This is a genomic window from Pseudoalteromonas sp. SR43-3, assembly GCF_014163875.1.
Taxonomy (GTDB): Bacteria; Pseudomonadota; Gammaproteobacteria; order Enterobacterales; family Alteromonadaceae; genus Pseudoalteromonas; species Pseudoalteromonas distincta.
Window position 1 is genome coordinate 287797 of sequence record NZ_JACJEC010000003.1, and the last position, 25589, is coordinate 313385.

Below are 25589 nucleotides of genomic sequence, written 5' to 3' on the forward strand. Positions count from 1 at the left end.
CACAATAGCTAATGACAGCGCAATTTGAACACGTATCCGTATTAATGGATGAGACCATCGATGCCCTTGCAATTAAGCCAGACGGTATATACATGGATGGTACATTTGGACGTGGTGGCCACTCTGGGCAAATTTTAGCACGCCTTGGTGATGAAGGTCGCCTGCAAGCAATTGACCAAGATCCACAAGCAATACAATCAGCTGAAAAATTTGCTGATGACCCACGTTTTGCAATTGCACATACTCGCTTTTCAAACCTATACGAAGTAGCACAGCAAAACGATCTAATTGGTAAAGTCGATGGCATTTTATTAGACATTGGTGTTTCGTCACCACAATTAGATGACGCTGAGCGTGGCTTTAGTTTTATGAAAGACGGCCCACTCGATATGCGTATGGACCCTACAACAGGTCGCAGTGCAGCACAGTGGTTAGCAGAGGCTGAGTTGGATGATATTACCCACGTAATTAAAAAATTGGGCGAAGAAAAGTTTGGTAAACGCATTGCACACAAAGTACTTGAAGTTCGTGAGCACACGCCAATCACAACTACCAAGCAGCTTGCTGACCTTGTTGATGAAGCTGTACCGGTAAAAGATAAGTTTAAACACCCAGCTACCCGTACTTTTCAGGCTATTCGTATTTACATTAATAGTGAGCTTGAAGAAATTCAAACTGCGCTTCAGTCTGCAGTTAAAGTGCTAAAGCCAGGCGGACGTTTAGTGGTGATTTCGTTTCATTCTTTAGAAGACCGTATTGTAAAACAGTTTATTAGAAAACAGAGTAAGGGAGAAGCATTACCCAGAGGTCTGCCTTTAACTGATGCACAAATAAATAAAAATCTGACGTTAAAAGCAGTGGGTAAAGCTATTAAGCCAAGTGCTGCAGAAGTAGAGCGTAATCCACGTTCTCGTAGTTCTGTACTTAGGATTGCACAGAGGTTGGGATGAGTAAAAAAGCGAGCTATCGGCAACCTAATTTATTCTTTGAAATATTAAAAGGCCTAGGAGCTAATAAGCTAACCTCGGCCTTGTTGGTTGTGATATTCGCTTCTAGTTTAGCTGTTGTGCAAACAACCCACTTAGCTCGTGGCCAACTTATACAGCAAGATCAATTATTACAAGAACGCGATGAGCTCGATTTAGAGTGGCGCTACTTACTTGTTGAAGAAGAATTTTATTCGCAACATGCACGCATTGAAGAAGTAGCTACATCACAATTGAAAATGAAAAGACCTACGAGTCAAGATGAGCAGGTAATAATAGTACAATGAGAAATAGAGGCAAAAAACCAGTCACTAATTTAATCACATGGCGCTTTATGCTGGTGTGTGCAGTTGTGTTTATGGTGTTTGTAACACTCGTATCTCGCGCTGCTTATTTACAAGTAATAGAACCTGATAAAGCACGTTCAGAAAGCGACAAACGTACCGTGCGCGTTGAAAAACTACATGTGCAACGCGGGATGATTTTTGACCGTAATGGTAAAGAGTTAGCGGTAAGTGTGCCTGTTGTAAGTGTATATGCTGATCCTAAAGCATTGCACAAGTCGCTTGTCTCTAAAGTAATTAAACAAGCACGTAAAAGCGGCGAAGATCATTTATCTTTAGCTGAAAATACCGCCGAGCTTGATAAGCGTACTGCACTTTATTATAAAAACGATTTACGCTGGCGTGAGCTTGCAGATGTATTGCGCATTGATCCTAAGAAGATTAACTCTCGACTTTTAAACGATCCCTCGCGTCGCTTTGTTTATTTAAAGCGCCAAGTTACTCCTGCTGTAGCAAATTATATTGGCGATTTACGCCTACCAGGTATTCATTTACTAGATGAATCTAAACGCTATTACCCCGCCGGTGAGGTTACCGCGCATGTTATTGGTTTTACTAATATAGACGGTAAAGGCATTGAAGGCATTGAAAAGCTATACGAAAACGCTTTAACGGGCGAGGAAGGCCGCCGCACTATACGTAAAGACGCACAAGGGCGTGAAGTAGAAGTGCTTGACGAGCGTGAGCGCGTAGAGCCAGAAAGTATAGAACTAAGTATTGACCAGCGAATTCAAGCTATTGCCTACAAAGCTGTAAAATCAGCTGTACTGACTTACAAAGCCACATCGGGCTCAGCTATGGTAGTTGATGTTAAAACCGGTGAAGTGCTGGCAATGGTAAATAGTCCTTCATTTAATCCAAATAACTTAAGCGATGCTGCACCTCATAAGCGTCGTAATCGCGCAATTACAGATTTGTTTGAACCAGGCTCAACTGTTAAGCCTCTAGCCATTTTAGCTGGGCTAGACTACGGCGCCATTCAGGCAGATGACACGATTGATACCTACCCAGGTTGGATGCGTTTAGGTGGTAGTTTAGTTAGAGATACTCGTAATCACGGCGAACTAACACTGCGCGAAATACTAAAGTACTCCTCAAATATGGGGGTTGCGAAGGTTACTCAGTTAGTGCCTAAAGATTACCTTGTTGGCTTATATCAAAAAGTAGGCTTTGGCAGTGACACCGGTACTGGAATGGTAGGTGAAAGCAGCGGTTTGTTTTATCCAAATCGTCGTTGGTCTGACTTTGAAATTGCCACTTTATCATTTGGTTATGCAATTTCGGTAAGTACTGCGCAAATGGCGCGCTTTTATACCATGTTAGGCGCTGGTGGAGTTAATCGACCACTGACTATTTTAAAGCAAGATAATATACCTGAAGGCGAACGTATTTTTAAACAAAAAGACGTAGAAGCCGTAGTCCACATGATGGAAAGTGTATTTGAAAAAGACGGTACTGCTCGCAACATAAAAGTCGATGGGTATCGTGCTGCCGGTAAAACAGGTACATCTAAAAAAGCCGTAGCAGGTGGTTATGGTGATGAATATGTAGGTTACTTTGCAGGTGTAGCACCGGCAAGTAATCCTCGTTTAGCCGTGGTAGTTATGATTAATGAACCAGGTGGTGATGTGTACTATGGAGGTGCCACCGCTGGCCCTGCATTTGCAGAAATCATCTCTAACGCATTAAGAATATTAAACGTAGCGCCTGACAAGGAAGAGGTTGCGTACGTACAAGGTAAAGATAACGATGCGTGATTTAAAGGATATTTTAAAATACATCGAAATAGATGCGCCCTCGCAACTGGTTAAGCATTTACGCCTTGATAGCCGTGAAGTAACGCCAGGTGATGTATTTGTTGCTATTAAAGGCCATACACTTGATGGCGGACAATTTATTAATAAAGCAATTGAAAATGGCGCAATAGCTATCATTGCTGACAGATTATGTGAATTTGAAAGCAGTTTTGAGCCACTGTATTTAGTCTCAGAGCTTGATAAAAAGCTTCCAGAATTAGCTAGTCGCTTTTATAGCCAACCAAGTCAGACTCTTGATTTAATTGGTGTGACAGGTACAAATGGTAAATCGACCACCACAGCAATGATTGCCCACTTAGCACAGTTTTGTAGTACTGAGTCGGCTATTATAGGTACTTTAGGTTATGGCCATCCGGATAACTTAATTCCACTGATAAACACAACGCCTTCAACAGTTGATTTACAGCATATTTTGAGCGATTTAAATTCGCAGCATAAAAAGCTGGTAGCCATGGAAGTATCATCTCATGGGTTAGTGCAACAACGCGTTGCTAAATGTCAGTTTAAAGCGGCTGTGTTTACTAATCTTTCGCGCGATCACTTAGATTACCATGGTGATATGGCAAGTTACGGTGATGCGAAATTAATGCTTTTCCGTGATTTTGAGCCGCAAGTTGTAGTGCTCAATCAAGATGACTTTCAAGCTGAGCAATGGCTTGAAAAGTATGATTTTAATAACCTAATTTGTTATGGCCGCAAAAACTTAGCTCCTAAGAATGCCCGATACGTTTATTTTTCTGATGTTGAATATTCAAGTGAAGGTATTTCGGCGCAGTTGTCGACAAGTTGGGGTGATATTTCTATTAAATCGCCTCTGTTTGGCGAATTCAACTTATATAACTTAACGGCAGCGCTCGCTACATTACTAGGGCTAGGTTATCCGCTTGAGCAATTAGTTGCTGGTTGTGCGCAGTTACAGCCAGTCGCTGGTCGAATGCAAGCTTTTAGTCAAGCTGGCATGCCAACGTGTGTTGTTGATTACGCCCATACACCCGATGCACTTGCACTTGCATTACAAGCATTGCAGTTGCATGTGCCAGGTGGTGTAAGTTGTGTATTTGGTTGCGGTGGCGACAGAGACAAAGGTAAGCGCGCATTAATGGCGCAAGCTGCAGAGCAAAACGCTAATAAAGTGATTATTACCAGCGATAACCCTCGAACAGAAAATCCTGATGACATTATTGCAGATGTAGCAGGCGGTCTAACCCATCCTCAAAATGCACATTTAGAGGCTGATAGAGCAACTGCAATTCGTTTTGCTATAGAAAATGCTACAGCTGATGATGTTATTTTGATTGCAGGTAAAGGCCACGAAGATTATCAAATTATAGGCGATAAGCGCATCGACTTTTGCGATCGCCGTTATGTACAAGAACAACTAAAAAAAGCAGTAAGAGGGATAACACAATGATCCCAATGGATTTTGATTGGTTAGCTAATGTGCTAACAGCCGATTATCAAGGTGATAATCAACACGTGCTAAATATAAATACTGATACTCGCACAGTGTGCGATGGCGAAGTGTTTTTAGCACTTAAAGGGCCAAATTTTGATGGCCATAAATTTATAGCTGAGGCTAAACAAAAAGGCGCTATAGGCGTTATTGTTCAGCACAAAGTTGATGTAGATATTCCACAATTTATAGTAAGCGATACACGTATTGCACTAGGTACAATTGGCACCGCTGTTATGGCCCAAGTGGCGCCTAAAACAATTGCAATTACAGGGAGTGTAGGCAAAACCACCGTAAAAGAAATGTGTGCGGCAATATTGTCGGTTCACGGTGATGTATTAGCTACTAAAGGTAATTTTAACAACGATATTGGCGTCCCTCTTACGTTATTGCGCTTAGAGCCTCAACATCGTTTTGCTGTTATTGAGCTAGGTGCAAATCACTTAGGTGAAATTGCTTACACAACGGCAATGACAAAACCAGATGTGGCCGTTGTATGTAATGTTGCAGCAGCTCACTTGGAAGGTTTTGGTAGCTTAATGGGCGTTGCAAAAGCTAAAGGTGAGATTTTTGATGGCCTAAAAGATGACGGCGTTGCCATTGTTAATTGCGATAGTGAATTTAGCCAGTATTGGTTAGATAAACTTGAAGGGCGTAATGTTAAGCGCTTTTCTACAACCGAAAAACTCGATATTTGGGCAGAGAACATCACGCTTGATGCCAATGCACGTGCAAGCTTTACGCTTTGCACTAAAAACAAGCAAGTGCCTGTTACTTTGGCACTACCTGGTAAGCATAATATTAGTAATGCACTTATCGCTGCGGCGCTGACCAGTGAATTTGATGTAACCCTTGAAGAAATAGCCAATGCACTTGCCACAATGGGTGATGTAAAAGGGCGCGTTAATTTAATTGAAGTGTCTGATTTACTTACCGTGGTTGATGACACCTATAATGCCAATGTTAAGTCGGTAAAGGCTGCGATTGACTTGTTAAGTGATATGCAAGGTCACCGCATTTTAGCACTCGGAGATATGGGTGAGCTTGGTGAAGATGCACGTAAGTACCATCAAGAAGTTGGCGAGTATGCACTTGAACAAGGGATTGATGAGTTATTTACATTAGGCGTGTTAAGTAAATACGCAAGTGATGTGTTTGAACTCCCTAATCGTCACTTTTCGAGCCGCGAACAGATGCAGCAAAAAATTCAAGAAAGTATTAATAAAGTGAATAAAAAAACAACAATAGTAGTGAAAGGATCGCGCAGTTCTCGCATGGAATTATTAGTAACCGATTTAGTTAATGGCCAGCAACAAGCCATCAATGGAGTATCATAATGTTAGTTTGGCTGGCAGAGTATTTAACACAGTATTTTAGTGGTTTTCATGTTTTTTCGTATTTAACGCTACGTGCCATTTTAGGTATTTTAACTGCGCTAATTATGTCTCTTTATTTGGGGCCTAAGTTAATTCGTGGTTTGCAACGTATGCAAATAGGTCAAACAGTTCGCGACGATGGCCCGCAATCGCATTTGTCTAAATCGGGTACACCGACTATGGGTGGCTTACTTATTTTAGCGGCTATTTTTACCAGCACGCTACTTTGGGCCGATTTATCAAATAAATATGTGTGGGCAACACTGTTTGTAATTGGCTCATTAGGTATTGTTGGCTTTATTGATGATTACCGTAAAGTTATTCGTAAAGACCCAAAAGGTTTAATTGCTAAGTGGAAGTACTTTTGGCAATCGGTCATTGCATTAGTTGTAGCTACTGCTTTGTACTTTACCAGTGCTCAAGCATCTGAGACATCTCTTGTTGTTCCATTTTTTAAAGACGTATTACCGCAATTAGGTTTGTTTTATATTGTGCTCACGTACTTTGCGATAGTAGGTACATCAAACGCGGTAAACCTGACAGATGGTCTAGATGGCTTGGCGATTGTGCCAATTATTTTGGTGGCTGCAGCATTGGCAATTATTGCTTACTTAACAGGTAATATTAACTTTTCGGCTTACTTACATATTCCACATTTACCGCTGGCGAGTGAGCTTGTAGTTGTGTGTACTGCCATTGTGGGCGCAGGGCTTGGCTTTTTATGGTTTAACACTTACCCAGCACAAGTATTTATGGGCGATGTTGGCTCATTAGCACTTGGTGGCGCATTAGGTATTATTGCTGTTTTAGTACGCCAAGAGTTACTACTTATTATTATGGGCGGTGTATTTGTAATGGAAGCACTATCGGTAATATTACAAGTGGGGTCGTATAAGTTACGCGGACAACGCATTTTTAGAATGGCGCCGATTCATCATCATTATGAATTAAAAGGTTGGCCAGAGCCTCGCGTTATTGTGCGCTTTTGGATTATTTCTGTTGTGCTAGTGCTTGCTGGCTTAGCTACTTTAAAGATTCGATAAATGCAGTATTTAAACGAGATAAAAAACAAACAAATAACAGTGCTCGGACTCGGTGTAACCGGTCTGGGCATTGTGCGTTTTCTATTATCTCATGGCCTCGCCCCCAAGGTCGTTGATAGCCGAGTAACCCCGCCAGGGATTGATTGGTTAAAAGAGCATGCGCCAAATCTAGATACCCACTTTGGTTATTTAGATGACGCTGAGCTTTGTTCAAGCAATATGATTATTATAAGCCCTGGGCTTAGCTTAAAAATACCAGCTGTTGCAAATGCAATTAACGCAGGTGTTGAAGTGATTGGCGACGTTGAGTTGTTTGCACGTATTAATACAAAACCGGTTGTTGCTGTTACGGGCTCTAACGGTAAATCAACCGTGGTTACGCTCGCTTATGAAGTATTAAAAGAAGCCGGCTATAAAGTTGCTTTGGGTGGGAATATTGGCACAGCGGTACTTGATTTACTCAACGATGATTTTGATGTGTATGTACTTGAGTTATCTAGTTTTCAGCTAGATACCACAACGAGTTTAAAACCTGTAAGTGCAACGGTATTAAATGTGTCAGAAGATCACCTTGACCGATACGACAGTTACCAAGCTTATATAGACTCAAAGCTAAGTATTTATGACGGTGCAGAGCTTATTGTTGTCAATGCAGACGATATTCAAACACATCCAGTTGAGCGCAGTACAACCCCCCTAATCAGCTTTGGTGCTCAACAAGGTGATTACCATTTAACGCAGCATAATGGCGAAACTCATTTTATGCTTAAAGGCGATGCCTTTTTACCTGTTGATACGCTTGCGGTAGTGGGTAAACACAATTATTTAAATACGCTTGCAGTAATGGCGCTTTTAAGTCCGTTTGAAGTAAGTAAAGCGCAATATAAGAACGCGTTAGGTCAATTTAATGGGTTGGCTCATCGCTGCCAATTTGTAGCTGAGCTTAACGGTGTAAAGTATTTTAACGATTCAAAGGCAACGAATGTTGGAGCGACCATTTCTGCAATAGATAGTTTAGCTAGTGACGGTGAAAATCTGATTGTTATTGCAGGTGGCGATGCTAAAGGCGCTGATTTAAACGCACTTAAACCCTACATAGAACAGCATGTAAAAGCATTAATTTGTTTTGGTAAAGATGCAAGTGACTTAGCTGCGATTACCAATAAGAGCTATTTAACTAACAACATGGAAGAAGCCGTTGCTTTGGCCAACGTACTTAGTAGTACAGGCAATATTGTTTTGTTAGCACCTGCATGTGCCAGCATTGATATGTATAACAACTATATGCAACGTGGTGATGACTTTATTCAATGTGTTATGGCAGGGCAACTATGATTGCTTTTGCCGATATAAAAGATGCATTAACACCAAAACCTTCAGGTCAGTTGTATGATGTACCGCTGTTGTACTGCGTAATTATGTTAATTGGTGTTGGTTTTATCATGGTAACCAGCGCTTCAATGCCGACCGCTGAGCGGTTATTTGATGACCCATACCATATTACTATTCGCCACAGCATGTTTTTGGCAATGTCTTTTGTGCTTTTTTGGATAAGTGTTTGTGTGCCAATGGATTGGTGGAAACGATCCAACCCTTATTTATTAATACTAGGCATGGTGCTGTTAATAGCGGTATTGATTGTTGGGCGTGAAGTGAATGGTGCTAAACGATGGATACCTATTGGACCTGTTGGTTTTCAGGTGGCTGAGGCCGCTAAATTATACTTTTTTAGTTATATTGCGGGTTATTTGGTAAGAAAACGCGAGGAAGTACAAGAAAATATTAAAGGCTTTGCAAAGCCAATAGCTGTATTTGCAGTGTATGCGCTGCTTATTTTGCTGCAACCTGATTTAGGCACAGTGGTTGTTATGTTTGTAACAACGGTTGGTTTACTGTTTTTAGCTGGCGCTAAATTATGGCAGTTCTTTGTACTTATTCTAACTGGCGTCGGTTTGGTTGTATTACTGATTATTGTTGAACCATATCGTATGGCGCGTGTTGTCGGCTTTTTAGACCCTTGGGATGATCCTTTTGGTAAAGGTTATCAGTTGGTTCAATCGCTAATGGCTTATAGCCAAGGTGGTTGGTTTGGCCAAGGCTTAGGTAACAGTGTACAAAAACTGCAATATTTACCTGAAGCGCATAACGATTTTATTTTTGCTGTAATAGGTGAAGAACTTGGTTTAATAGGCGTTGTAAGTATTTTAATGGTATTAGCTACTTTAGTATTTAGAGCGTTATTAATAGGTCAACAAGCGCTTAAGTGTGGCAAAGAATACGAAGGCTATTTTTCGTTTGCCATTGGTATTTGGTTTGCATTTCAAACCATGGTGAATGTAGGTGCGAGCGCAGGTATTTTGCCAACTAAGGGTTTAACCCTGCCATTTATTTCTTATGGTGGTTCAAGCTTGTTAATTATGACCATTGCCACGGGCATTTTATTGCGCGTTGATTTTGAAACCAAAATGGCAACCAAACAAGCCACCTCACGTGGAGGCAAGCGATGAGTAAAAAATTAGTAGTAGTGGCTGGTGGAACTGGCGGACACATTTTTCCTGGTATTGCAGTGGCTGATTATTTAAAACAGCAAGGCTGGCAAGTTAGCTGGATTGGCACACCAGATCGAATGGAAGCAAGCGTTGTACCTAAGCATAATATAGATATTGATTTTATTAATGTAAAAGGTGTTCGTGGTAACGGATTAAAACGTCTTATTAAAGCCCCATTCATGGTAGTTAATGCAGTATTGCAAGCGCGTAAGGTATTGAAAGAACAGCGCCCTGATGTAGTACTCGCAATGGGCGGTTATGTTACGGGACCCACGGGAATTGCCGCAAAGAGTTTAGGTATTCCGTTAATTATTCACGAGCAAAACGCTGTAGCGGGTATGAGCAATAAACTGCTAGCTAAGGTGGCTACACGTGTATTAGCAGCATTTCCAAGTGCTTTTGCACAGGGTCAAGCCGAGCTAGTAGGTAACCCAGTTCGCCAAAGCGTTATGAATATAGCCAAACGCGATGTATCAAGCCCTATTAATATTTTAGTAGTGGGCGGCTCGCTCGGTGCACAAGTGCTTAATCAAACATTACCAGAAGCATTTAAAGTACTAAATAATACAGCTCCTATAAGCGTATGGCATCAAACAGGTAAAGGTCATTTATCTACTGTAGAAACAGCTTATAAAATGCATGGCTTTGCGGATGGTAATACAAAAATAGCTGAATTTATTGATGATATGGACGCGGCGTATAGCTGGGCTGATATTGTTGTTTGCCGCGCTGGTGCATTAACTGTTAGCGAAATTGCAGCAGCAGGTAAAATGGCTGTTTTTGTTCCTTTTCCACATGCCGTGGACGACCATCAAACAGCAAACGCACAATATTTAGTGATGGCTAATGGCGCATTATTAATGCCACAAGGGCAGTTTAATAAACAATCAATTGTTGAACTATTAAGCCCATATTTAGCCCAACCTTCATTAATTACTGAAATGGCTACAAATGCAAAAAAACAAGCCATTTTAGATGCCACAGCAAGCGTAGCAACGCACTGTGAGCAAGTAACAAATAAGAGAAAATAAGTGAAAGAAACGTCAGTACAAGAAAAACACACGCGCCCAGCAATGCGCCGAATAGAAACCATTCACTTTATTGGTATTGGTGGAGCCGGTATGGGCGGTATTGCTGAAGTACTCGCTTTTGAAGGCTACCGTATTACAGGTTCTGACATTGCTCATAGCGCTATGACAGATCGCTTAATTAAAGCCGGTGCTGAGGTATTTATTGGCCATCATGAAAATAACGTGAAAGATGCCAATGTAGTGGTTGTTTCAAGCGCGATTGATGAAACAAATCCTGAAATTATTGCAGCTAAAGCCGCAAGAATCCCTGTTGTGCGCCGCGCAGAAATGCTCGCAGAGCTAATGCGTTTTCGCCACGGTATAGCGATTGCGGGAACGCATGGTAAAACAACGACAACAAGCCTAATTGCAAGTATTTATGGACAAGCAGGGCTCGATCCAACTTTTATTATTGGTGGCTTGTTAAATAGCGCAGGTAGTAACGCAAAAGTAGGTAAAAGTGATTTTTTAATAGCAGAAGCTGATGAAAGCGATGCGTCGTTTTTACACTTGCAGCCAATGGTCTCGGTCATCACAAATATTGAAGAAGATCACATGGATACTTATGGCGGCAGTCTTGAAAAAATGAAAGACACGTATGTCGATTTCATTCATAACTTGCCGTTTTATGGTTTAGCTGTTGTATGTATTGACTCTGAAGTTGCAGCTGAGCTTATCCCGCGCTTTGGTCGCCCAGTTATTACGTATGGCGAATCGAAGGATGCTGATTATCGCATGAGCGACTTTAGCCAATCAGCTAATACGTGCACATTTACAGTAACTAACAAGCAAGGTGAGTGTTTAACTGCCACGTTGAATATGCCAGGTAGACACAACGCACTTAATGCAACCGCTGCGATTGCTGTGGCAAAAGATCAAAACATTGCGAATCATGCAATTTTAGAAGCGCTGCAGAAGTTTGAAGGCATTGGCCGTCGTTTTCAGCACTATGGTGAATTTGAAAACGAGCGGGGCAATGTGATGTTAGTTGATGACTACGGGCATCACCCTTCAGAGGTTGCAGCAACAATTGCAGCAGTACGTGAAGGTTGGCCTGATAAGCGTTTAGTAATGGTATATCAACCTCATAGATTTTCTCGTACACGCGACTTATACGAAGATTTTGTAAAAGTACTTGCTGATGTAGATCAGTTGCTATTGCTTGATGTGTATAGCGCTGGTGAAGATCCTATTGTAGGGGCCGACAGCAAAAGCTTATGTCGTAGCCTTCGTCAACGTGGCAAAGAGCCGCTACACGTAGCAACAAATGCTGAGCTTGCAGGTGTTTTGGCCGCAAATTTACAAAACAATGATTTAGTATTAACCCAAGGCGCTGGTAATATAGGTCAGTTAGTTAAAACATTAGCTGCAACGGGTATGTCGATAGAAAAACTTAAGCAAGGTGAAGTATGACTCAGGTAAACACACAATTTGGTAAAGTAGCGGTACTGCTAGGTGGTAACTCAGCAGAGCGTGAAGTGTCTTTACGATCGGGTCAGGCTGTTTTAAATGCGCTGCAAAATAGTGGTATTGATGCAATTGCATTTGACCCACAAAGTCGTTCTTTGTGGGAGTTAAAAGAATTAAATGTAGATCGCGTTTTTATCGCTTTGCATGGCCGTGGTGGCGAAGACGGCACAGTGCAGGGAGCACTTGAATTTATGGACTTGCCTTACACGGGCAGTAATGTACTAGGTTCAGCACTTGCTATGGATAAAGTACGTTGTAAGCACTTATTTAAATCAGCGGGTTTAAGCACTGCACCTTATACCGTAGTTGATGCTAAAAAAGGCTTTGATGCTGCAGCCATTATGGATGAATTTAAAAAGGTCATGGTTAAGCCATCGCATGAAGGTTCAAGCATAGGTATGGCGCAAGCAAGTACAACACAAGAGCTTGAAGATGCACTAGCTAATGCATTTAAGTTTGATAACCAAGTACTTGTAGAGCAGTGGATCACTGGTCGTGAATTTACAATCACGGTGCTTGGCGACGATGTACAACCAGTCATTGAGATGACGACACCTAATGGCTTTTACGATTACCAAGCTAAGTATCAATCAAATACAACCCAGTATCATTGCCCTGCAGATTTATCAGAGCAAGATACTAAGTACTTACAAGCCATATCGCTAGATGCGTTTGATTTAGTGGGTGCAAGTGGTTGGGGTCGTGTTGATGCTATGCAAGACGAGCAAGGGAATTTTTACCTGCTTGAAGTAAATACAGTACCAGGCATGACTGAAAAGTCACTAGTACCGATGGCTGCAAAAGCGAACGGGGCAACTTTTGAGCAATTAGTTGTTCGCATTTTAGAGCAAACGCTTTAATATGCATCCCCTTTTAGAAAAAGCTCAACAACTAAAACAGCAACTTAACTTTAATTGGTCGCTGATTTTTGGAGTGAGTTTTTTTCTGATTGTGGTTATAGGCTTAGTACAAATAACCACAGGTGTATCTGATTGGTTAGTTGAAAATAAAGATGCTCAAATTAAGCACCTTACAGTGCAAGGGCATCCCAAATACACAGATGAAACGGCAATTATAAAAGCAATTAAAAAAGCCGATTTAAGTAGTTTTTTTGAACTTGATGTTAAGCACGTGCAGCAGCTAGTTCAAGACTTGCCTTGGGTTGCTACCGCTTCGGTACGTAAACAATGGCCTGATACTATACAGGTGTATGTAGTTGAACATGAAGTAGTTGCTCACTGGAATAGCGACTTGTTGCTCAACCAAAGTGGCCAAGCATTTCAAGCCAGCAGCGATAAGTTAGATGATAACTTACCGCAGTTATATGGCCCAGAAGGTAGCGAAGAAGAGGCGTGGGTTGCTTTTAAGCAATTTGATGAAATGCTCAGAGTTAATGGTTTAACATTAACAAGTTTGGCATTATCGGAGCGTTTTTCGTGGCAACTTTGGCTAGATAACGGAATTCGCTTAAATTTAGGGCGTAAAGATAAAGCCAAGCGTGTACAACGTTTTATAGACGTTTATCCACGAATGGAACAACGTGCAGATGCACAAGTAGATACAATCGATTTACGGTATGATACCGGCCTTGCAGTAAGCTTTAAGCCAATGCAAGAAGAACAATTACAAAATAAGAGTAAGGCATGACTAAGTCAGCAGAAAGAAACCTAGTAATAGGATTAGACGTTGGCACCTCGAAAGTGGTTGCCACGGTAGGTGAAATCACCGCAGATAACAAGCTCAGCATTGTTGGTGTGGGCAGCCAAGTATCTCATGGTATGGATAAAGGCGGCGTTAACGATTTAAACTTAGTGTCTGAGTCTATTCGACGAGCAATAGACGAGGCCGAGTTAATGGCTGATTGTCGTATAAGCTCTGTGTATTTGGGTATTTCTGGCAAACATATACAGTGTCAAAACGAAAGTGGTGTGGTGGCAATTAATAACACCGAAGTCACTGACGAAGACATTGAAAACGTAATACATATTGCGCGTTCTGTGCCTATTTCAGCAGAGCGTAAAATGCTACATGCATTGCCACAAGAATACAGCATTGATATGCAAGAGGGCATTAAAAACCCACTAGGCATGAGCGGCGTTCGTATGGAAGCGCGTGCACATATCATTACGTGCTCAAACGACATGGCAAAAAATATCGAAAAATGTGTAGAGCGCTGTGGTCTTGAAGTCGATCAACTTATCTTTACTGCCCTTGCGTCTTGCTATTCTGTACTAACAGATGACGAAAAAGAGCTAGGTGTTGCAGTACTTGATATTGGTGGCGGTACTATGGATATCACCATTTATATTAATGGCGCACTTCGTCACTCTGCCGTTATACCTGTAGCGGGTAACCAAGTTACTGGTGATATTGCAAAAATATTTCGCACACCTATATCACATGCAGAGTCACTCAAAGTACAATACGCATGTGCTAGTAGCCAAATGGCAAGTAGCGAAGACACAATTGAAGTACCAAGTGTAGGCGGGCGACCAGCAAGGTTGATGTCGCGCCATACATTATCTGAGGTGGTAGAGCCTCGTTTTAGAGAATTATTTGAGCTTGCGATGGAAGAAATTCGTCGTTCAGGCTTAGAAGACCAAATTGCGGCAGGTCTCGTTATAACAGGCGGAACTGCTAAAATGACTGGCGCTATGGAAGTGGCAGAAGACATCTTCCAAATGCCAGTAAGAATAGGCAAACCAATCGGGATGGTTGGTTTGACAGACTATGTAGATGATCCTTCGTACGCAACCGCTGTTGGTTTGTTACAATACGGGCGTACCATGCAATCGATGAATGCACAAAAGTCGAAAGCAGAGGATAACAATAATTGGTGGAACCGCATTACTAAATGGTTCCAAGGCGAGTTTTAAGACTCAAGTCGGAGAGTAAACATGTTTGATATAATGGAACAACACAGCGAAGAAGCTGTAATAAAAGTAATCGGCGTGGGCGGTGGTGGCGGTAACGCTGTTGAGCACATGGTAAAACAACAAATAGAAGGCGTGCGTTTTATAGCCGCTAATACGGATGCGCAAGCATTACGTAACTCTGCTGCCGATATTACAGTTCAACTAGGCACGCAAATAACCTCTGGGTTAGGTGCGGGCGCAAACCCTGAAGTAGGCCGTAAGTCGGCTGAAGAAGATGCAGATACAATTCGTGCCAGCCTTGAAGGCGCCGATATGGTATTTATTGCAGCCGGTATGGGCGGTGGTACAGGTACTGGTGCAGCACCGGTAGTTGCTAAAATTGCTAAAGAACTCGGTATTTTAACCGTTGCAGTTGTAACACGTCCTTTTGATTTTGAAGGTAAAAAACGTGCAGCAGCCGCTGAACAAGGCATTAATGAATTGTCAGAAATTGTAGATTCACTTATTACAATTCCTAACAATAAATTGCTTAAAGTTTTAGGGAAAGGGACTACACTTCTAGATGCCTTCGCTAAAGCTAATGACGTATTATTTGGTGCGGTACAAGGTATAGCAGAGCTAATTACACGTTCTGGTTTAATTAACGTGGATTTCGCCGATGTTAGAACAGTAATGTCTGCAATGGGTACTGCAATGATGGGAACGGCGTCTGCGTCAGGTCCTGATCGTGCACAAGAAGCTGCAGAAGCCGCTATCTCAAGCCCACTACTAGAAGACGTTGATTTAACAGGTGCTAAAGGTATCTTAGTTAATATTACCGCTGGTATGGACATTGCGATTGAAGAATTTGAAATTGTTGGTAATCACGTTAAAGCACTTGCGTCAGAAAACGCAACGGTTGTTGTTGGTGCGGTAATCGACCCAGAGATGACTGATGAGCTACGTGTAACGGTTGTTGCAACTGGTTTAGGCGGCGATCGCCGTCCACAGTTTGGTATTGTTGATAACGGCTTTAAAAAAGCATCAGGTTCTGATGTTGCAAGCACATCAAACCAAACGAGCAGCATGTACGTGCCAAGCTTTGCAAGCCAAGATACAAACGCTGAAGAAAACACGACTAAAGAGCAAGCGCAAAGTAAAGAGAAAGCGCCTTCAACGAGTTCAAGTAGTTCAAGTTCTTCAGCGCAAAATAGTAAAAAAGCAGATAAATCAGAAGGTGGTGATTATTTTGATATTCCCGCTTTTTTACGTAAGCAGGCAGATTAACATTTAATAATACTTTTGTTTGAAATATGTACAAATATTGAAAGGCAAAAGGATTTATGTTAAACTCCGCCGTCTAACTGTAACTGATTTAAAAGTGAGCATACCTATGATTAAACAGCGTACGATTGCACAAGTAGTCAAAGCCATAGGAATTGGACTTCATAAAGGTGAGAAGGTCACAATAACTCTCCGACCTGCGAGCGCAAATACTGGGATTGTATTTCGTCGTGTCGACCTTGATCCGGTTGTTGATTTTGAAACAACACCTGAAGCCGTTGGTGATACGCAGTTGTGTACCTGTTTAATTAACAAAGATGGTGTTCGCTTATCAACTACTGAGCATCTTATTGCAGCTGTTGCTGCAATGGGCATTGATAATCTAATTGTAGAATTGGACAGCTCAGAAGTACCGATTATGGATGGTAGTGCATTACCATTCATATATCTGTTACAAAAAGGCGGAATTGAAGAACAAAACGTTGCTAAACGCTTTATCCGTATTAAAGAAAAAGTACGCATTGAAGAAGATGGTAAGTGGGCTGAAGTTGAACCATATGATGGTTTTCATATCGACTTTGAGATTGCATTTAACCACCCAGCTATCAATGAAAGTCGCCAACGTATTGGGTTGGATATAACAACGCAAAGCTTTATTGAAGAAATTAGCCGTGCGCGTACTTTTGGATTTATGAAAGATATTGAATACATGCATGCAAACAACCTAGCGCTAGGTGGTAGCATGGATAGTGCTGTGGTACTTGATGAATTCAAAGTTTTAAATCCTAATGGCTTACGTTATAGCGATGAGTTTGTTAAGCACAAGATATTAGACTGTGTTGGTGACATGTTTATGACAGGTCATAACCTTTTGGGTAAAGTAACTGCATTTAAATCGGGTCATGATTTAAATAATAAATTACTACGTAAAATTATGGCTACAGAGTCAGCATGGGAGTGGGCAACATTTGAAACGCCTGTGACGATGCCTGCACCCGGTCTTGAGTTAGCTCCAGCCTAAAAGCAGTAAAAGAACAGCTCACAAACAGTTATAAAAAATGACGCTAATTAGCGTCATTTTTTTTGCGTAAAATTTACTCTATTATAACTCTAAAAGAGCTTGTAACTGATTTAAATGAGTTACTGTATAGGTTGGTTTTATTCCATCGGCTAATTGCTCACCAGGGTGTTGTAACCAGCAAGTATCAATACCTGCATTGTTGCCGCCAAGTATGTCACTTGCAGCAGTATCACCCACCATAAGTATCTCGCTTTTATCTGGGTTACCCATTAGCTCAAATGTGTGCTCAAAAATCGCTTTATTTGGTTTTGCTATACCCACAAGTTCAGATATTACTAACCATTCAAACATATCTTTTAAGCCAGTATGCTCAAGGCGTACGGTTTGTAAGCGGGCAAATCCGTTAGTAATAATACCTAATCGAGCATTTGGCTTAAGTTTATTTAAAAGCTCAATAGCACCAGGTAATGGCTCGCAAATTTGCGCCATAGCATCTAAAAAAGCATCGTTTAGCTCTTTTGCGGGCACATTAAGTTTTGAAGCCCATTCATTAAAGCGTGTTACTTGTAAGTAATCTGCGCTAATAGTGCCATTTTGATAATCAACCCACAGCTGCTTATTGGTTTTTTGATAATGAATATAGTCGTCTTGGCTAAAATCTACGTTGTAAGCTTTAAACATGCGAGTCATGCCCGCTAAAATATCAAACCTAAATAAGGTTTCGTCTGCATCAAACAATACATAGTTGTATTTCATTAAACTTCCTAAATTAATTTGTTTGGCTGTAGAGATCTACGTGTAGAAAGGGCGCCATAGCTAAAGTGAGTGCTTGTGTATAGGTGCTTTCGCGCGTGGCATGATTGTTTGTAAGTAACCCAATAGCGCCCCCTTTTTGTTTAACGTTGGTGGTATTAAATGCTTTGTCCATTACATCGCCAAGCTCTTCGCCATTAAGTAATGCGTTATAAAGCACTTGAGGCAAGGGGAGGTTGCTGCTGCGCCCTACAACCTGATTTAAGGCATTATCAATAACAACGTAAGCAAAGGTTGCTGCACCATAGCTAAATTGCTCTGCACCGCCTTCCATTGCCACGTAGTAGTGAGCTTGGTAATGCTCTTTGCAATAATTAACACGGTTTTGTGCGCCAACACGTGTTTCTTCTTCGCCAATAGGTTGATCTGGCACATTGGATGGAGCATCAACACCTTGGCAATCAATTTCATGTTCAGGGAAATACATTGCAAAAATATGTTTAGCAGCGTTAATTTTTACAGGGTTTTTAGAACCCACAATAATTTTTAATGAGTACAACACAATGTCCCTTATTGTTACTAAAATCAGCAGTGTACGTGAGAGAGCTCAATCTTAGAAGAAGAGTTAAATAGGTATATCCAAAGGTGCTAAGTTTTCCAGTGCACGCTTTTTCAAAATAATATCTTTAATAAGTGGAGTAAGAACCAGCTCCATAGCTAAGCCCATTTTGCCCCCTGGTACTACAAGCGTATTAATACGAGACATAAAACTGCCTTCGATCATCCGTAAATAATAAGGAAAATCAACATCATCAATACCCCTAAAGCGAATAACTACAAAGCTTTCATCAAGAGATGGAATATCTTTGGCGCTAAATGGGTTTGATGTATCAACGGTCGGTACGCGTTGAAAATTAATATGGGTACGAGAAAACTGCGGGGTAATATGATTTATATAGTCATCCATACTGCGCACAATAGAGCCCATAACCGCTTCGCGAGAATGGCCTCGTTCGGATGTATCGCGTATTAATTTTTGAATCCATTCAAGGTTAATAATTGGAACCATGCCTATTAATAAATCGACATGCTTTGCAACGTCTACATCTTGATCAACTACACCACCGTGTAACCCTTCATAAAACAAAATGTCAGTATTATGGTCAAGATCTTGCCAAGGTGTAAATGTACCTGGTAATTGATTGTACGGAACGGCTTCATCAAAGGTATGTAAGTAGCGGCGTAACTTTCCTTGACCTGTTTGGCTATAGTTTTCGAACAGCGTTTTTAAAGCGCCAAAGTCATTGGCCTCTCGGCCAAAGTAACTAATATGTTTACCTTCTTGTTGTGCTTCTCGAACTTTTTTATCCATTTCGGGGCGAGTGTAACGATGAAAGCTATCTCCTTCGACAAAAGCCGCTTGAATATTAAGGCTACGGAAAATATGTTTAATTGCATTCGTTGTGGTGGTTGTACCCGCACCAGATGAACCCGTAATCGCAATAATAGGATTTTTAGCTGACATGTTAATTCTCTTTTTTAGGACCAGGTTTTATAACCAGACTAAACTTAACATTATTTTAAGTCGTTTGGGTATCTTAAGAGTTGACTGACTTAGCTCAAGTGACGCCATCAGCAAATAACGTTATCATGAGGTGCTTAAAATTAAAACGAGAGAAAGCATGAAACTTATTAAACCATTACTTGGATTATTTTCTATAGCAGCGCTGAGCCCAATAGTGGTGCAGGCTAGCATGCCAAAAAGCCAAGTATTACTTGCTGATTTAAATACACCTTTCGGGGTACAAGTTAGTATTGTGAGCGATAAAAATAGTTATAACAACCAACCGCACTTAACAAGTACAGGTTTATACTTTACTCATGAAGTAATTAATAAAGGGCAAAGCCAAACTGATATTGCTTATTATGATTTCACGTCAAAAAAAGTTACCAATATAACTAACTCACCCGTAAGCGAATACTCACCAACAGTTATGCCAAGTGGTGATGCGATATCAGCGATTGTTGTAGAAGCTGACGGTAAGCAAAAATTGTGGCAATACCCACTCAAAAATGAAGATGCGCCACGTCGTATTTTTGATTGGATTGAACCTGTTGGATACCATGCATGGGGTGTCCAAAATGATTTAGTGATGTTTATTTTAGGAAAGCCTCACACGCTTCAATATACTTCTGTTGCACAAGCGAAGGGGGAAATAGCTGCCAGTAATATTGGCCGAACGCTTATTTATAACAACTCAATGGCTGCATTTTTATTTAGTTACACTAAAAACGAGCAACACATTTTAGCGAGTTTTAATCCACAAGATAAACAAGTTGAAGACCTATTAAGGTTACCGGCTCAAGTTCAAGATTTTATTTTAAAAGATAATGCGACCATTGCTTATGCTATTAAAAACCGCGTTTATCAGCGTAAACTTGATGGAAGTGATGAAGTATCGCAATGGCTTAATTTAAGCACCTACTGCGAAACAAATATAACAAGAATGAGTTACAACAATGAAAAACTCGCTTTTGTATGTGATATAACAAAGTGAAGCAGACAAATAAATTCAGATTTTATTGTGTGTATGCGTTAATCTAATACGCAAATTAACTAATAGGGATTACACGTGGCTTATAGTGCAGACGAGCTGACAGAACAGCTCATTAAATTACAGTGCAGAAGTAATTTTAAGATTAAAAATATTGCAGAGTACATGTTAGTAAACTCTAAAGAAGCATTTTATACCCACAGCGAAAGCGGCAAGGGTAAAATAGTAATTCGCCCAGCATTTGAAGTGTTTAGCGATGATTTTAATGATATTGATGGCGTGACGCGTGCGCAAGGGTACTTCCATAGCAGTGAGATGACACGCTTTCCTACGCGCATTTTTAAAAGCGCTCAACCTATTCACTACGGTGTTGCGTTTAAAATAAATTCTGAGCAAGCTGCCAAAGATTTTATAGCCAAGCTAACTATGATTATTGGTAATTAATAAAGCAAAAATATAAACGTAAAAAGCCGCTGAATTTATTTTCAGCGGCTTTTGTATTTTTATAGCTCAATAAACCTAATAATTACTTACTTTTTAAAAAGCTATTAACCGATTCAAGTTCACGTGTTTTAAGCGCGATACAATCGTTTGTGCTTTCTTCAAGCTTACTTAATGTACGAGCGTAACCAGCTACATCAGCTACTTTTTCGTTAAAGAAGGTTTTTGTTGTCGCTAAACTTTCTGCATCACAGCTTGCAGTTGTAAAGTACGGCAAGTTAGGTATAAAGAACGGCGGTAAGCTTGCTGTTACTTTATCGTAGTTACTGTAAACCCAATCAATAAATAATGCTTGGCGCTCATCTGTGTAACTTTGACCTGACAAAATAGTACGCATGTCAGATGCCGTTACTTCATCCGTTAAGCTATAAGCTAATACCGCTTTTTGTAACTCAGGTTTACCAAAAAAGCCCATAGCTGCAAGCATGTTTGTGCGTACTTGCGGATCTTTAGTCGTTTTAAACGTTGTCATGAATTGATCAAGCAGCGCTTTGTCACCATGAAAAGCAGCAAGAGTTAAGTACGTACCCGCTAAGTATGGGTCTACCTTTTGTGGATCATTTAAATAAACCTGCGTTTGTTCTTTGGCTTTATTGATGACGTTTTGATCTTCACCATCAAAACCTAAGCGTGATACAACGGCTGCACGAAGTTGTGCAATAGCACCATCTTCACCCGCTTTTGCTTCTAAACCATATTTTTTAGCAGCAGGCGTTACTGCACCGCGAATAAATTCAGGCCATAGGTCTTTATTGCTATCGTCTTTAAAAGTGCGCTGTTGCGACACTAAGTAACCTAGTGCGGTATTTGCTACGCGAGGGTGGCTATCGCTTACGAACACTTCAAGTGTTTGCATTAACTTAGCAGCAGATATAACACCAGCATCAAGTAGCGCATCAGTAGCAGATAGTAACGCTAAGCGTTCACGGTCACTCAGTACGCTTGGCGCCTTTTTAACAAGTGCGCTAAATTGTGCATCATCCATTACCCAGCGGTAGTAGCCTAATGCACCTTGGTCGGGATAAATCCACTCTGGTTCAAAGTCTAAATCTAGTGTTTGGCTTTGTTTATTAAGTAATACGTTTGCTGTTTTCACTTTATCGCCAGCACCATATTTAATTGCCACCGGTACATTCCATAACTGCTCTGGCGCATCAACGCCTGCGTTTACAAAGCGGCTTTGTGAAATAGTTACTTTGCTACCTTGTTGAGTTACTTTAACTAGTGGGAAAGAAGATTGCTCAATAAACGATTTTAAAACACTCGCTACGTCTTTATTTGACGCTTTACCAAGTGCTTCCCATAAGTCGGCCGCTTCAGCATTTTTATATGAAAACTCTTTTAAGTAGCTTTGAATACCTTTTTGAAATGCATCTTCGCCAATCCAGTTTTCAACCATAGCAAGTACTGAGCTGCCTTTACTGTAAGCAAGACCTAAACCGTCCATAATGTCGGCTTCAGTTTTAATTGGCTTACGAATAGGCTTGGTGCTTAGGCGTGCATCAAGTGCCATTACGTTGTTTTGTGGCAGGTCTAAGTGCGATTCAAACTCAGGGTTAAGCTGTTTAGTAATTTTTGCAGCCATCCAGCTAGCAAATGCTTCGTTTAACCATAAGTCGTTCCACCATTTCATGGTTACTAAATTACCGTACCATTGGTGAGCAAGTTCATGAGCAATAATTGATACATTACGCTGTTTTTTACTGCGTGTTGCTGCAGCTAAATCAACTAATAAAATATCTTCTCGGTAGGTTACTAAGCCTGAATTTTCCATTGCGCCAAATGGAAACTCTGGTACCGCTACTGAGTCTAATTTTTTGTAAACGTAAGGAATACCAAAATACGCTTCAAGTGCGCCCAGTACTTTTGGCATGTTTTCTTTTGCGTATTGGGCTAAGTGAATTTTACCTTGAGGGGTAATTACACGACCAGGAATTGGCATGCCTTTAATATCTAATTCTTCAAATGGGCCAACAGCCATCGCGACTAAGTATGAAGGAATTGGCGGCGTTTTATCAAAAAAGTGTGTGGTCATATCGCCATCAACCGTTGTTTTAAGCTCAGGCGTATTTGAATATACTTTTTGTGATGTAGGCGCGGTAATCGTTAACTGAAATGGAATTTTGTAACTTGGCTCATCAAAAACAGGAAATGCACGGCGTGCATCACTCATTTCAAATTGAGTAAATAAGTAAGGTGTGCCTTGGTCTAACGTTTTGTATAAACCAACACTTTGACGGTTATATGGCGCTGAAAAATCAACTTTAAGGGTGTATTTACCTGGTTGAATTTGCTCATCACAGCTAAATTTAACTTTACCTGTTTTAAGCATTTCGTTGTTTAAGTCACAGTTTTCGTCGCCAAGCAGTTGCGCCATTTTAACAGCGTAAGCTACGCCATTTAATTCAATGTATTTTGTTGGTTTTAGTACTTCTAGGGAAATCTCAGTCATCCCTGTGAATGTATCTTGGCTCGGATCGAGTGTTAACGATACCTGTTGTGAACTTGGTTTTGCGAGTTTTTCAATAACGAATTCGTTAGCGTTTGCAGCACCCATTGCCAAAGCAACGCTCACTGTTAAGAGGCTTTTAAGAAACATAGTGATCCCTAGATTGTTGTTGTTAGAAACTACCCTAAATAGGCTTTTTTATGCTCATATTATTAGGGGGTTAGATATCCTAACAGTTTTTTTTAATAGAGTAATTGATTATAACGATGACTTTAAGGGGAAATAGTAACAAAGTTTGTCAGTGGCTTTCGCGTCTTATAAAACGATGCCAATGCAGGTGTGAGTTAATAATACGTATTTTTTGGATCACGTTATTTAATAAAAGCACGTCCTTAAATTCATTATGTGGGTATTCGTTAAATCCCATGAGATAATTAAAGGCGTCTTTAGAGTTGGCTTGCAGAGCATGTATACGCACTTGTTGCTCAAAGTTAAGACGAAGACTGCTTATGGCTGTTTTCATACCGAGTTGATCAACGTTTGGTATATCACACTTTTGTAAATAGCCGGCTCGCTCACCTTCACCTGAAAACCAAATACGGACTTTTTCACTGTATCTGCCAGTTTTAGCGGGTAAGTCGAACATTAATCGTTGTTGATTTTGTGATTTTATGAATGCTAAATATTCATTAAACCCGGCATCTATAAGTGCCTGATGCACTGGAACTAAGCGAGGTTTTATCTTACCGTGAGTATGAAAATTAAAACATAAGACATCTTTTTCAAGAGACAGATCATCAAGCGTTAGATAGCCAATTTCATCGCTATATGCACCACTGTAATATGCAATTAGAGGAAGCCAAAAATGCCAGTGTTTTGGTTGCTCACGTGCAACTTTAAAATCACCGTATATATATCCATTATAAAGAGTGTGCAGTTCCATGGCTGAAAAGGGCCGGCGACCAAGATGGGTTTTCAACGTAATACCTTGAAAATAATGATGTGTTTTATTTTATACCCAACTAGCAGTAGATGCTAGTCGGGTTTTATCCGCTCTTAATATAAAGCGTATAAAGTATTATTCACTTAATGCGCGAGCTAAACCAGTAGGTTCAATCTCTGTACATACTTGGTCATCATTCCAGTTAATGCCAACAAGTGCGTTATCTTCATTTAAATCTTCAACCCATGCATCTAAAAATTCATCAAGATTTATTTCTACAGGGCTGTAGTCTTTCCACTCTTCTTTACATTGCGCTTTAGCTGCTTCTTCACTTTCCCAAAGCAGTAGTACGTCAGTTTCGTCAAATTGGTTAGAATCGCACACTACAAAGCCATTATCTTCTGCACCAAGTGCCCAAATTACTTCGCTAACACGTACTTTTTCTACAAAGTTAACTAGTTGTGATTCAATTTCGATATCGCTCATGTGTTTACCTTTTTAAATTAGTGACGAGGATTAGTATCTATTGCTGCTTGACGCTTGCCATATTGCTTATGAAAAGCAACAAGCTCTGAATACTGACTAAAGTCAGTTAATTCACGAAAGCAAATCCAATCAAGCAGGCAGTATAAACTGATGTTGAGGTATTCACAGCTTTTAAATTCTTCATCGCTTAAATGGGTATTTAAAAAGCTTAATGTTTGTTCAATTCGTTCGTTTTGCAAATTAAAAAAGAGTTTATCGCTTTTGGTGTCAAATCCAGAGCGTTCACATAGCAACATTTCTACTAGCGAATCGTTACAGGCATTTATAGTCGTAAGTAAGTGCTCTTGCGGCCACGTTAGTTTTGGTTGACCTGTTTTTTCAAGTAAATAGCGCAATATAGAATTAGAGTCACTAAGTGTTAAGTCGCCATCTACCAGAATAGGAATCTTTCGAGCTGGATTTTTACTGGCCATAGTAGGGCGATCTTGCTCAGAAAATATATCAAGACTCACAAGCTCTAGTTTACAGTTGTTTTGTTGTGCCCAAATTCTAATTCGGCGCACGTAAGGTGAAGGTACAGAACCAATTAATTGCATAATTACTCCATAAAAAAGCCGCATAAGCGGCTTTTATA

General features: G+C 40.6%; 24 protein-coding genes. 17 read left to right on the top strand and 7 right to left on the bottom strand.

Features of this window, described 5'->3' with window-relative positions:
* Nucleotides 1–11: 11 nt before the first annotated feature.
* The 15 genes from rsmH (at nucleotide 12) to lpxC (ending at nucleotide 17268) form a co-directional block, all read left to right on the top strand.
* Nucleotides 12–950, top strand: a complete 939-nt coding sequence (gene rsmH / locus H5088_RS05825) for a 16S rRNA (cytosine(1402)-N(4))-methyltransferase RsmH (RefSeq protein ID WP_024606338.1) — start codon at nucleotides 12–14, stop codon at nucleotides 948–950.
* Entirely contained in the window at nucleotides 947–1273 is a 327-nt protein-coding gene (gene ftsL / locus H5088_RS05830; protein WP_002957986.1) for a cell division protein FtsL, read from the top strand. Before rsmH ends, ftsL begins: the two co-directional genes overlap by 4 nt.
* Nucleotides 1270–3087 (top strand): peptidoglycan glycosyltransferase FtsI, encoded by a 1818-nt coding sequence (locus H5088_RS05835; protein ID WP_002957987.1) that lies wholly within the window; start codon nucleotides 1270–1272, stop codon nucleotides 3085–3087. The genes ftsL and H5088_RS05835 overlap by 4 nt, the downstream gene beginning before the upstream one ends.
* Complete coding sequence (gene murE, locus H5088_RS05840; protein WP_182752423.1) at nucleotides 3080–4558, top strand: UDP-N-acetylmuramoyl-L-alanyl-D-glutamate--2,6-diaminopimelate ligase; 1479 nt, start codon at nucleotides 3080–3082, stop codon at nucleotides 4556–4558. Before H5088_RS05835 ends, murE begins: the two co-directional genes overlap by 8 nt.
* Entirely contained in the window at nucleotides 4555–5937 is a 1383-nt protein-coding gene (murF, locus tag H5088_RS05845) for a UDP-N-acetylmuramoyl-tripeptide--D-alanyl-D-alanine ligase (protein ID WP_182711435.1), read from the top strand. Before murE ends, murF begins: the two co-directional genes overlap by 4 nt.
* Nucleotides 5937–7019, top strand: coding sequence for a phospho-N-acetylmuramoyl-pentapeptide-transferase (gene mraY / locus H5088_RS05850; RefSeq protein ID WP_154903862.1), 1083 nt, complete (start codon nucleotides 5937–5939; stop codon nucleotides 7017–7019). The genes murF and mraY overlap by 1 nt, the downstream gene beginning before the upstream one ends.
* Nucleotides 7020–8354 carry a UDP-N-acetylmuramoyl-L-alanine--D-glutamate ligase gene (murD, locus tag H5088_RS05855; RefSeq protein ID WP_182752424.1) on the top strand — a complete coding sequence of 445 codons (1335 nt, stop codon included), beginning with the start codon at nucleotides 7020–7022 and terminating at the stop codon, nucleotides 8352–8354.
* Nucleotides 8351–9526 (top strand): cell division protein FtsW, encoded by a 1176-nt coding sequence (gene ftsW / locus H5088_RS05860; protein ID WP_182752425.1) that lies wholly within the window; start codon nucleotides 8351–8353, stop codon nucleotides 9524–9526. The genes murD and ftsW overlap by 4 nt, the downstream gene beginning before the upstream one ends.
* Entirely contained in the window at nucleotides 9523–10599 is a 1077-nt protein-coding gene (gene murG / locus H5088_RS05865; protein ID WP_165743108.1) for an undecaprenyldiphospho-muramoylpentapeptide beta-N-acetylglucosaminyltransferase, read from the top strand. The genes ftsW and murG overlap by 4 nt, the downstream gene beginning before the upstream one ends.
* The gene (murC, locus tag H5088_RS05870; protein ID WP_039485322.1) at nucleotides 10600–12051 is read left to right on the top strand and encodes a UDP-N-acetylmuramate--L-alanine ligase; all 1452 of its coding nucleotides are present in this window, start codon (nucleotides 10600–10602) and stop codon (nucleotides 12049–12051) included.
* The gene (locus H5088_RS05875) at nucleotides 12048–12968 is read left to right on the top strand and encodes a D-alanine--D-alanine ligase (protein ID WP_058154153.1); all 921 of its coding nucleotides are present in this window, start codon (nucleotides 12048–12050) and stop codon (nucleotides 12966–12968) included. The genes murC and H5088_RS05875 overlap by 4 nt, the downstream gene beginning before the upstream one ends.
* A 1-nt stretch (nucleotide 12969) precedes the next feature.
* Entirely contained in the window at nucleotides 12970–13755 is a 786-nt protein-coding gene (locus H5088_RS05880; RefSeq protein ID WP_182723920.1) for a cell division protein FtsQ/DivIB, read from the top strand.
* On the top strand, nucleotides 13752–14984 hold the full coding sequence (gene ftsA / locus H5088_RS05885; RefSeq protein WP_007582937.1) for a cell division protein FtsA: 1233 nt from the start codon (nucleotides 13752–13754) through the stop codon (nucleotides 14982–14984). The genes H5088_RS05880 and ftsA overlap by 4 nt, the downstream gene beginning before the upstream one ends.
* 21 nt (nucleotides 14985–15005) lie before the next feature.
* The gene (ftsZ, locus tag H5088_RS05890; protein WP_058154155.1) at nucleotides 15006–16250 is read left to right on the top strand and encodes a cell division protein FtsZ; all 1245 of its coding nucleotides are present in this window, start codon (nucleotides 15006–15008) and stop codon (nucleotides 16248–16250) included.
* Nucleotides 16251–16356: 106 nt separating this feature from the next.
* A complete protein-coding gene (lpxC, locus tag H5088_RS05895) occupies nucleotides 16357–17268 on the top strand; it encodes a UDP-3-O-acyl-N-acetylglucosamine deacetylase (RefSeq protein WP_002957999.1) in 912 nt (303 codons plus the stop codon).
* Nucleotides 17269–17349: 81 nt separating this feature from the next.
* Here lpxC and yjjG read toward each other — a convergent pair whose 3' ends face one another.
* From yjjG to H5088_RS05910, 3 genes are all read right to left on the bottom strand, one after another.
* A complete protein-coding gene (gene yjjG, locus H5088_RS05900) occupies nucleotides 17350–18024 on the bottom strand; it encodes a pyrimidine 5'-nucleotidase (protein WP_182711439.1) in 675 nt (224 codons plus the stop codon).
* A 13-nt stretch (nucleotides 18025–18037) separates the two neighbouring features.
* The gene (gene yjjX, locus H5088_RS05905) at nucleotides 18038–18583 is read right to left on the bottom strand and encodes an inosine/xanthosine triphosphatase (RefSeq protein ID WP_100218333.1); all 546 of its coding nucleotides are present in this window, start codon (nucleotides 18581–18583) and stop codon (nucleotides 18038–18040) included.
* A 63-nt stretch (nucleotides 18584–18646) separates the two neighbouring features.
* On the bottom strand, nucleotides 18647–19546 hold the full coding sequence (locus H5088_RS05910) for a phosphoribulokinase (protein ID WP_182752426.1): 900 nt from the start codon (nucleotides 19544–19546) through the stop codon (nucleotides 18647–18649).
* Between the two features lie 157 nt (nucleotides 19547–19703).
* Between H5088_RS05910 and H5088_RS05915 the strand changes: the two genes are divergently transcribed.
* A complete protein-coding gene (locus H5088_RS05915) occupies nucleotides 19704–20579 on the top strand; it encodes a hypothetical protein (protein ID WP_058154159.1) in 876 nt (291 codons plus the stop codon).
* Between the two features lie 75 nt (nucleotides 20580–20654).
* Entirely contained in the window at nucleotides 20655–21020 is a 366-nt protein-coding gene (locus H5088_RS05920) for a hypothetical protein (RefSeq protein ID WP_007376965.1), read from the top strand.
* An 82-nt stretch (nucleotides 21021–21102) separates the two neighbouring features.
* Here the strand turns inward: H5088_RS05920 and H5088_RS05925 are convergent, their stop codons facing one another.
* The 4 genes from H5088_RS05925 to H5088_RS05940 all read right to left on the bottom strand — a co-directional run bounded on the left by H5088_RS05925 (nucleotide 21103) and on the right by H5088_RS05940 (nucleotide 25551).
* Nucleotides 21103–23676, bottom strand: a complete 2574-nt coding sequence (locus H5088_RS05925; RefSeq protein ID WP_058154160.1) for a M1 family metallopeptidase — start codon at nucleotides 23674–23676, stop codon at nucleotides 21103–21105.
* Nucleotides 23677–23824: 148 nt separating this feature from the next.
* Nucleotides 23825–24505, bottom strand: coding sequence for a hypothetical protein (locus tag H5088_RS05930; RefSeq protein ID WP_182752427.1), 681 nt, complete (start codon nucleotides 24503–24505; stop codon nucleotides 23825–23827).
* A 99-nt stretch (nucleotides 24506–24604) separates the two neighbouring features.
* A complete protein-coding gene (locus tag H5088_RS05935) occupies nucleotides 24605–24955 on the bottom strand; it encodes a DUF2750 domain-containing protein (RefSeq protein ID WP_002958007.1) in 351 nt (116 codons plus the stop codon).
* 17 nt (nucleotides 24956–24972) lie between these two features.
* Nucleotides 24973–25551, bottom strand: coding sequence for a glutathione S-transferase family protein (locus H5088_RS05940; RefSeq protein WP_024605976.1), 579 nt, complete (start codon nucleotides 25549–25551; stop codon nucleotides 24973–24975).
* Nucleotides 25552–25589: the final 38 nt, after the last annotated feature.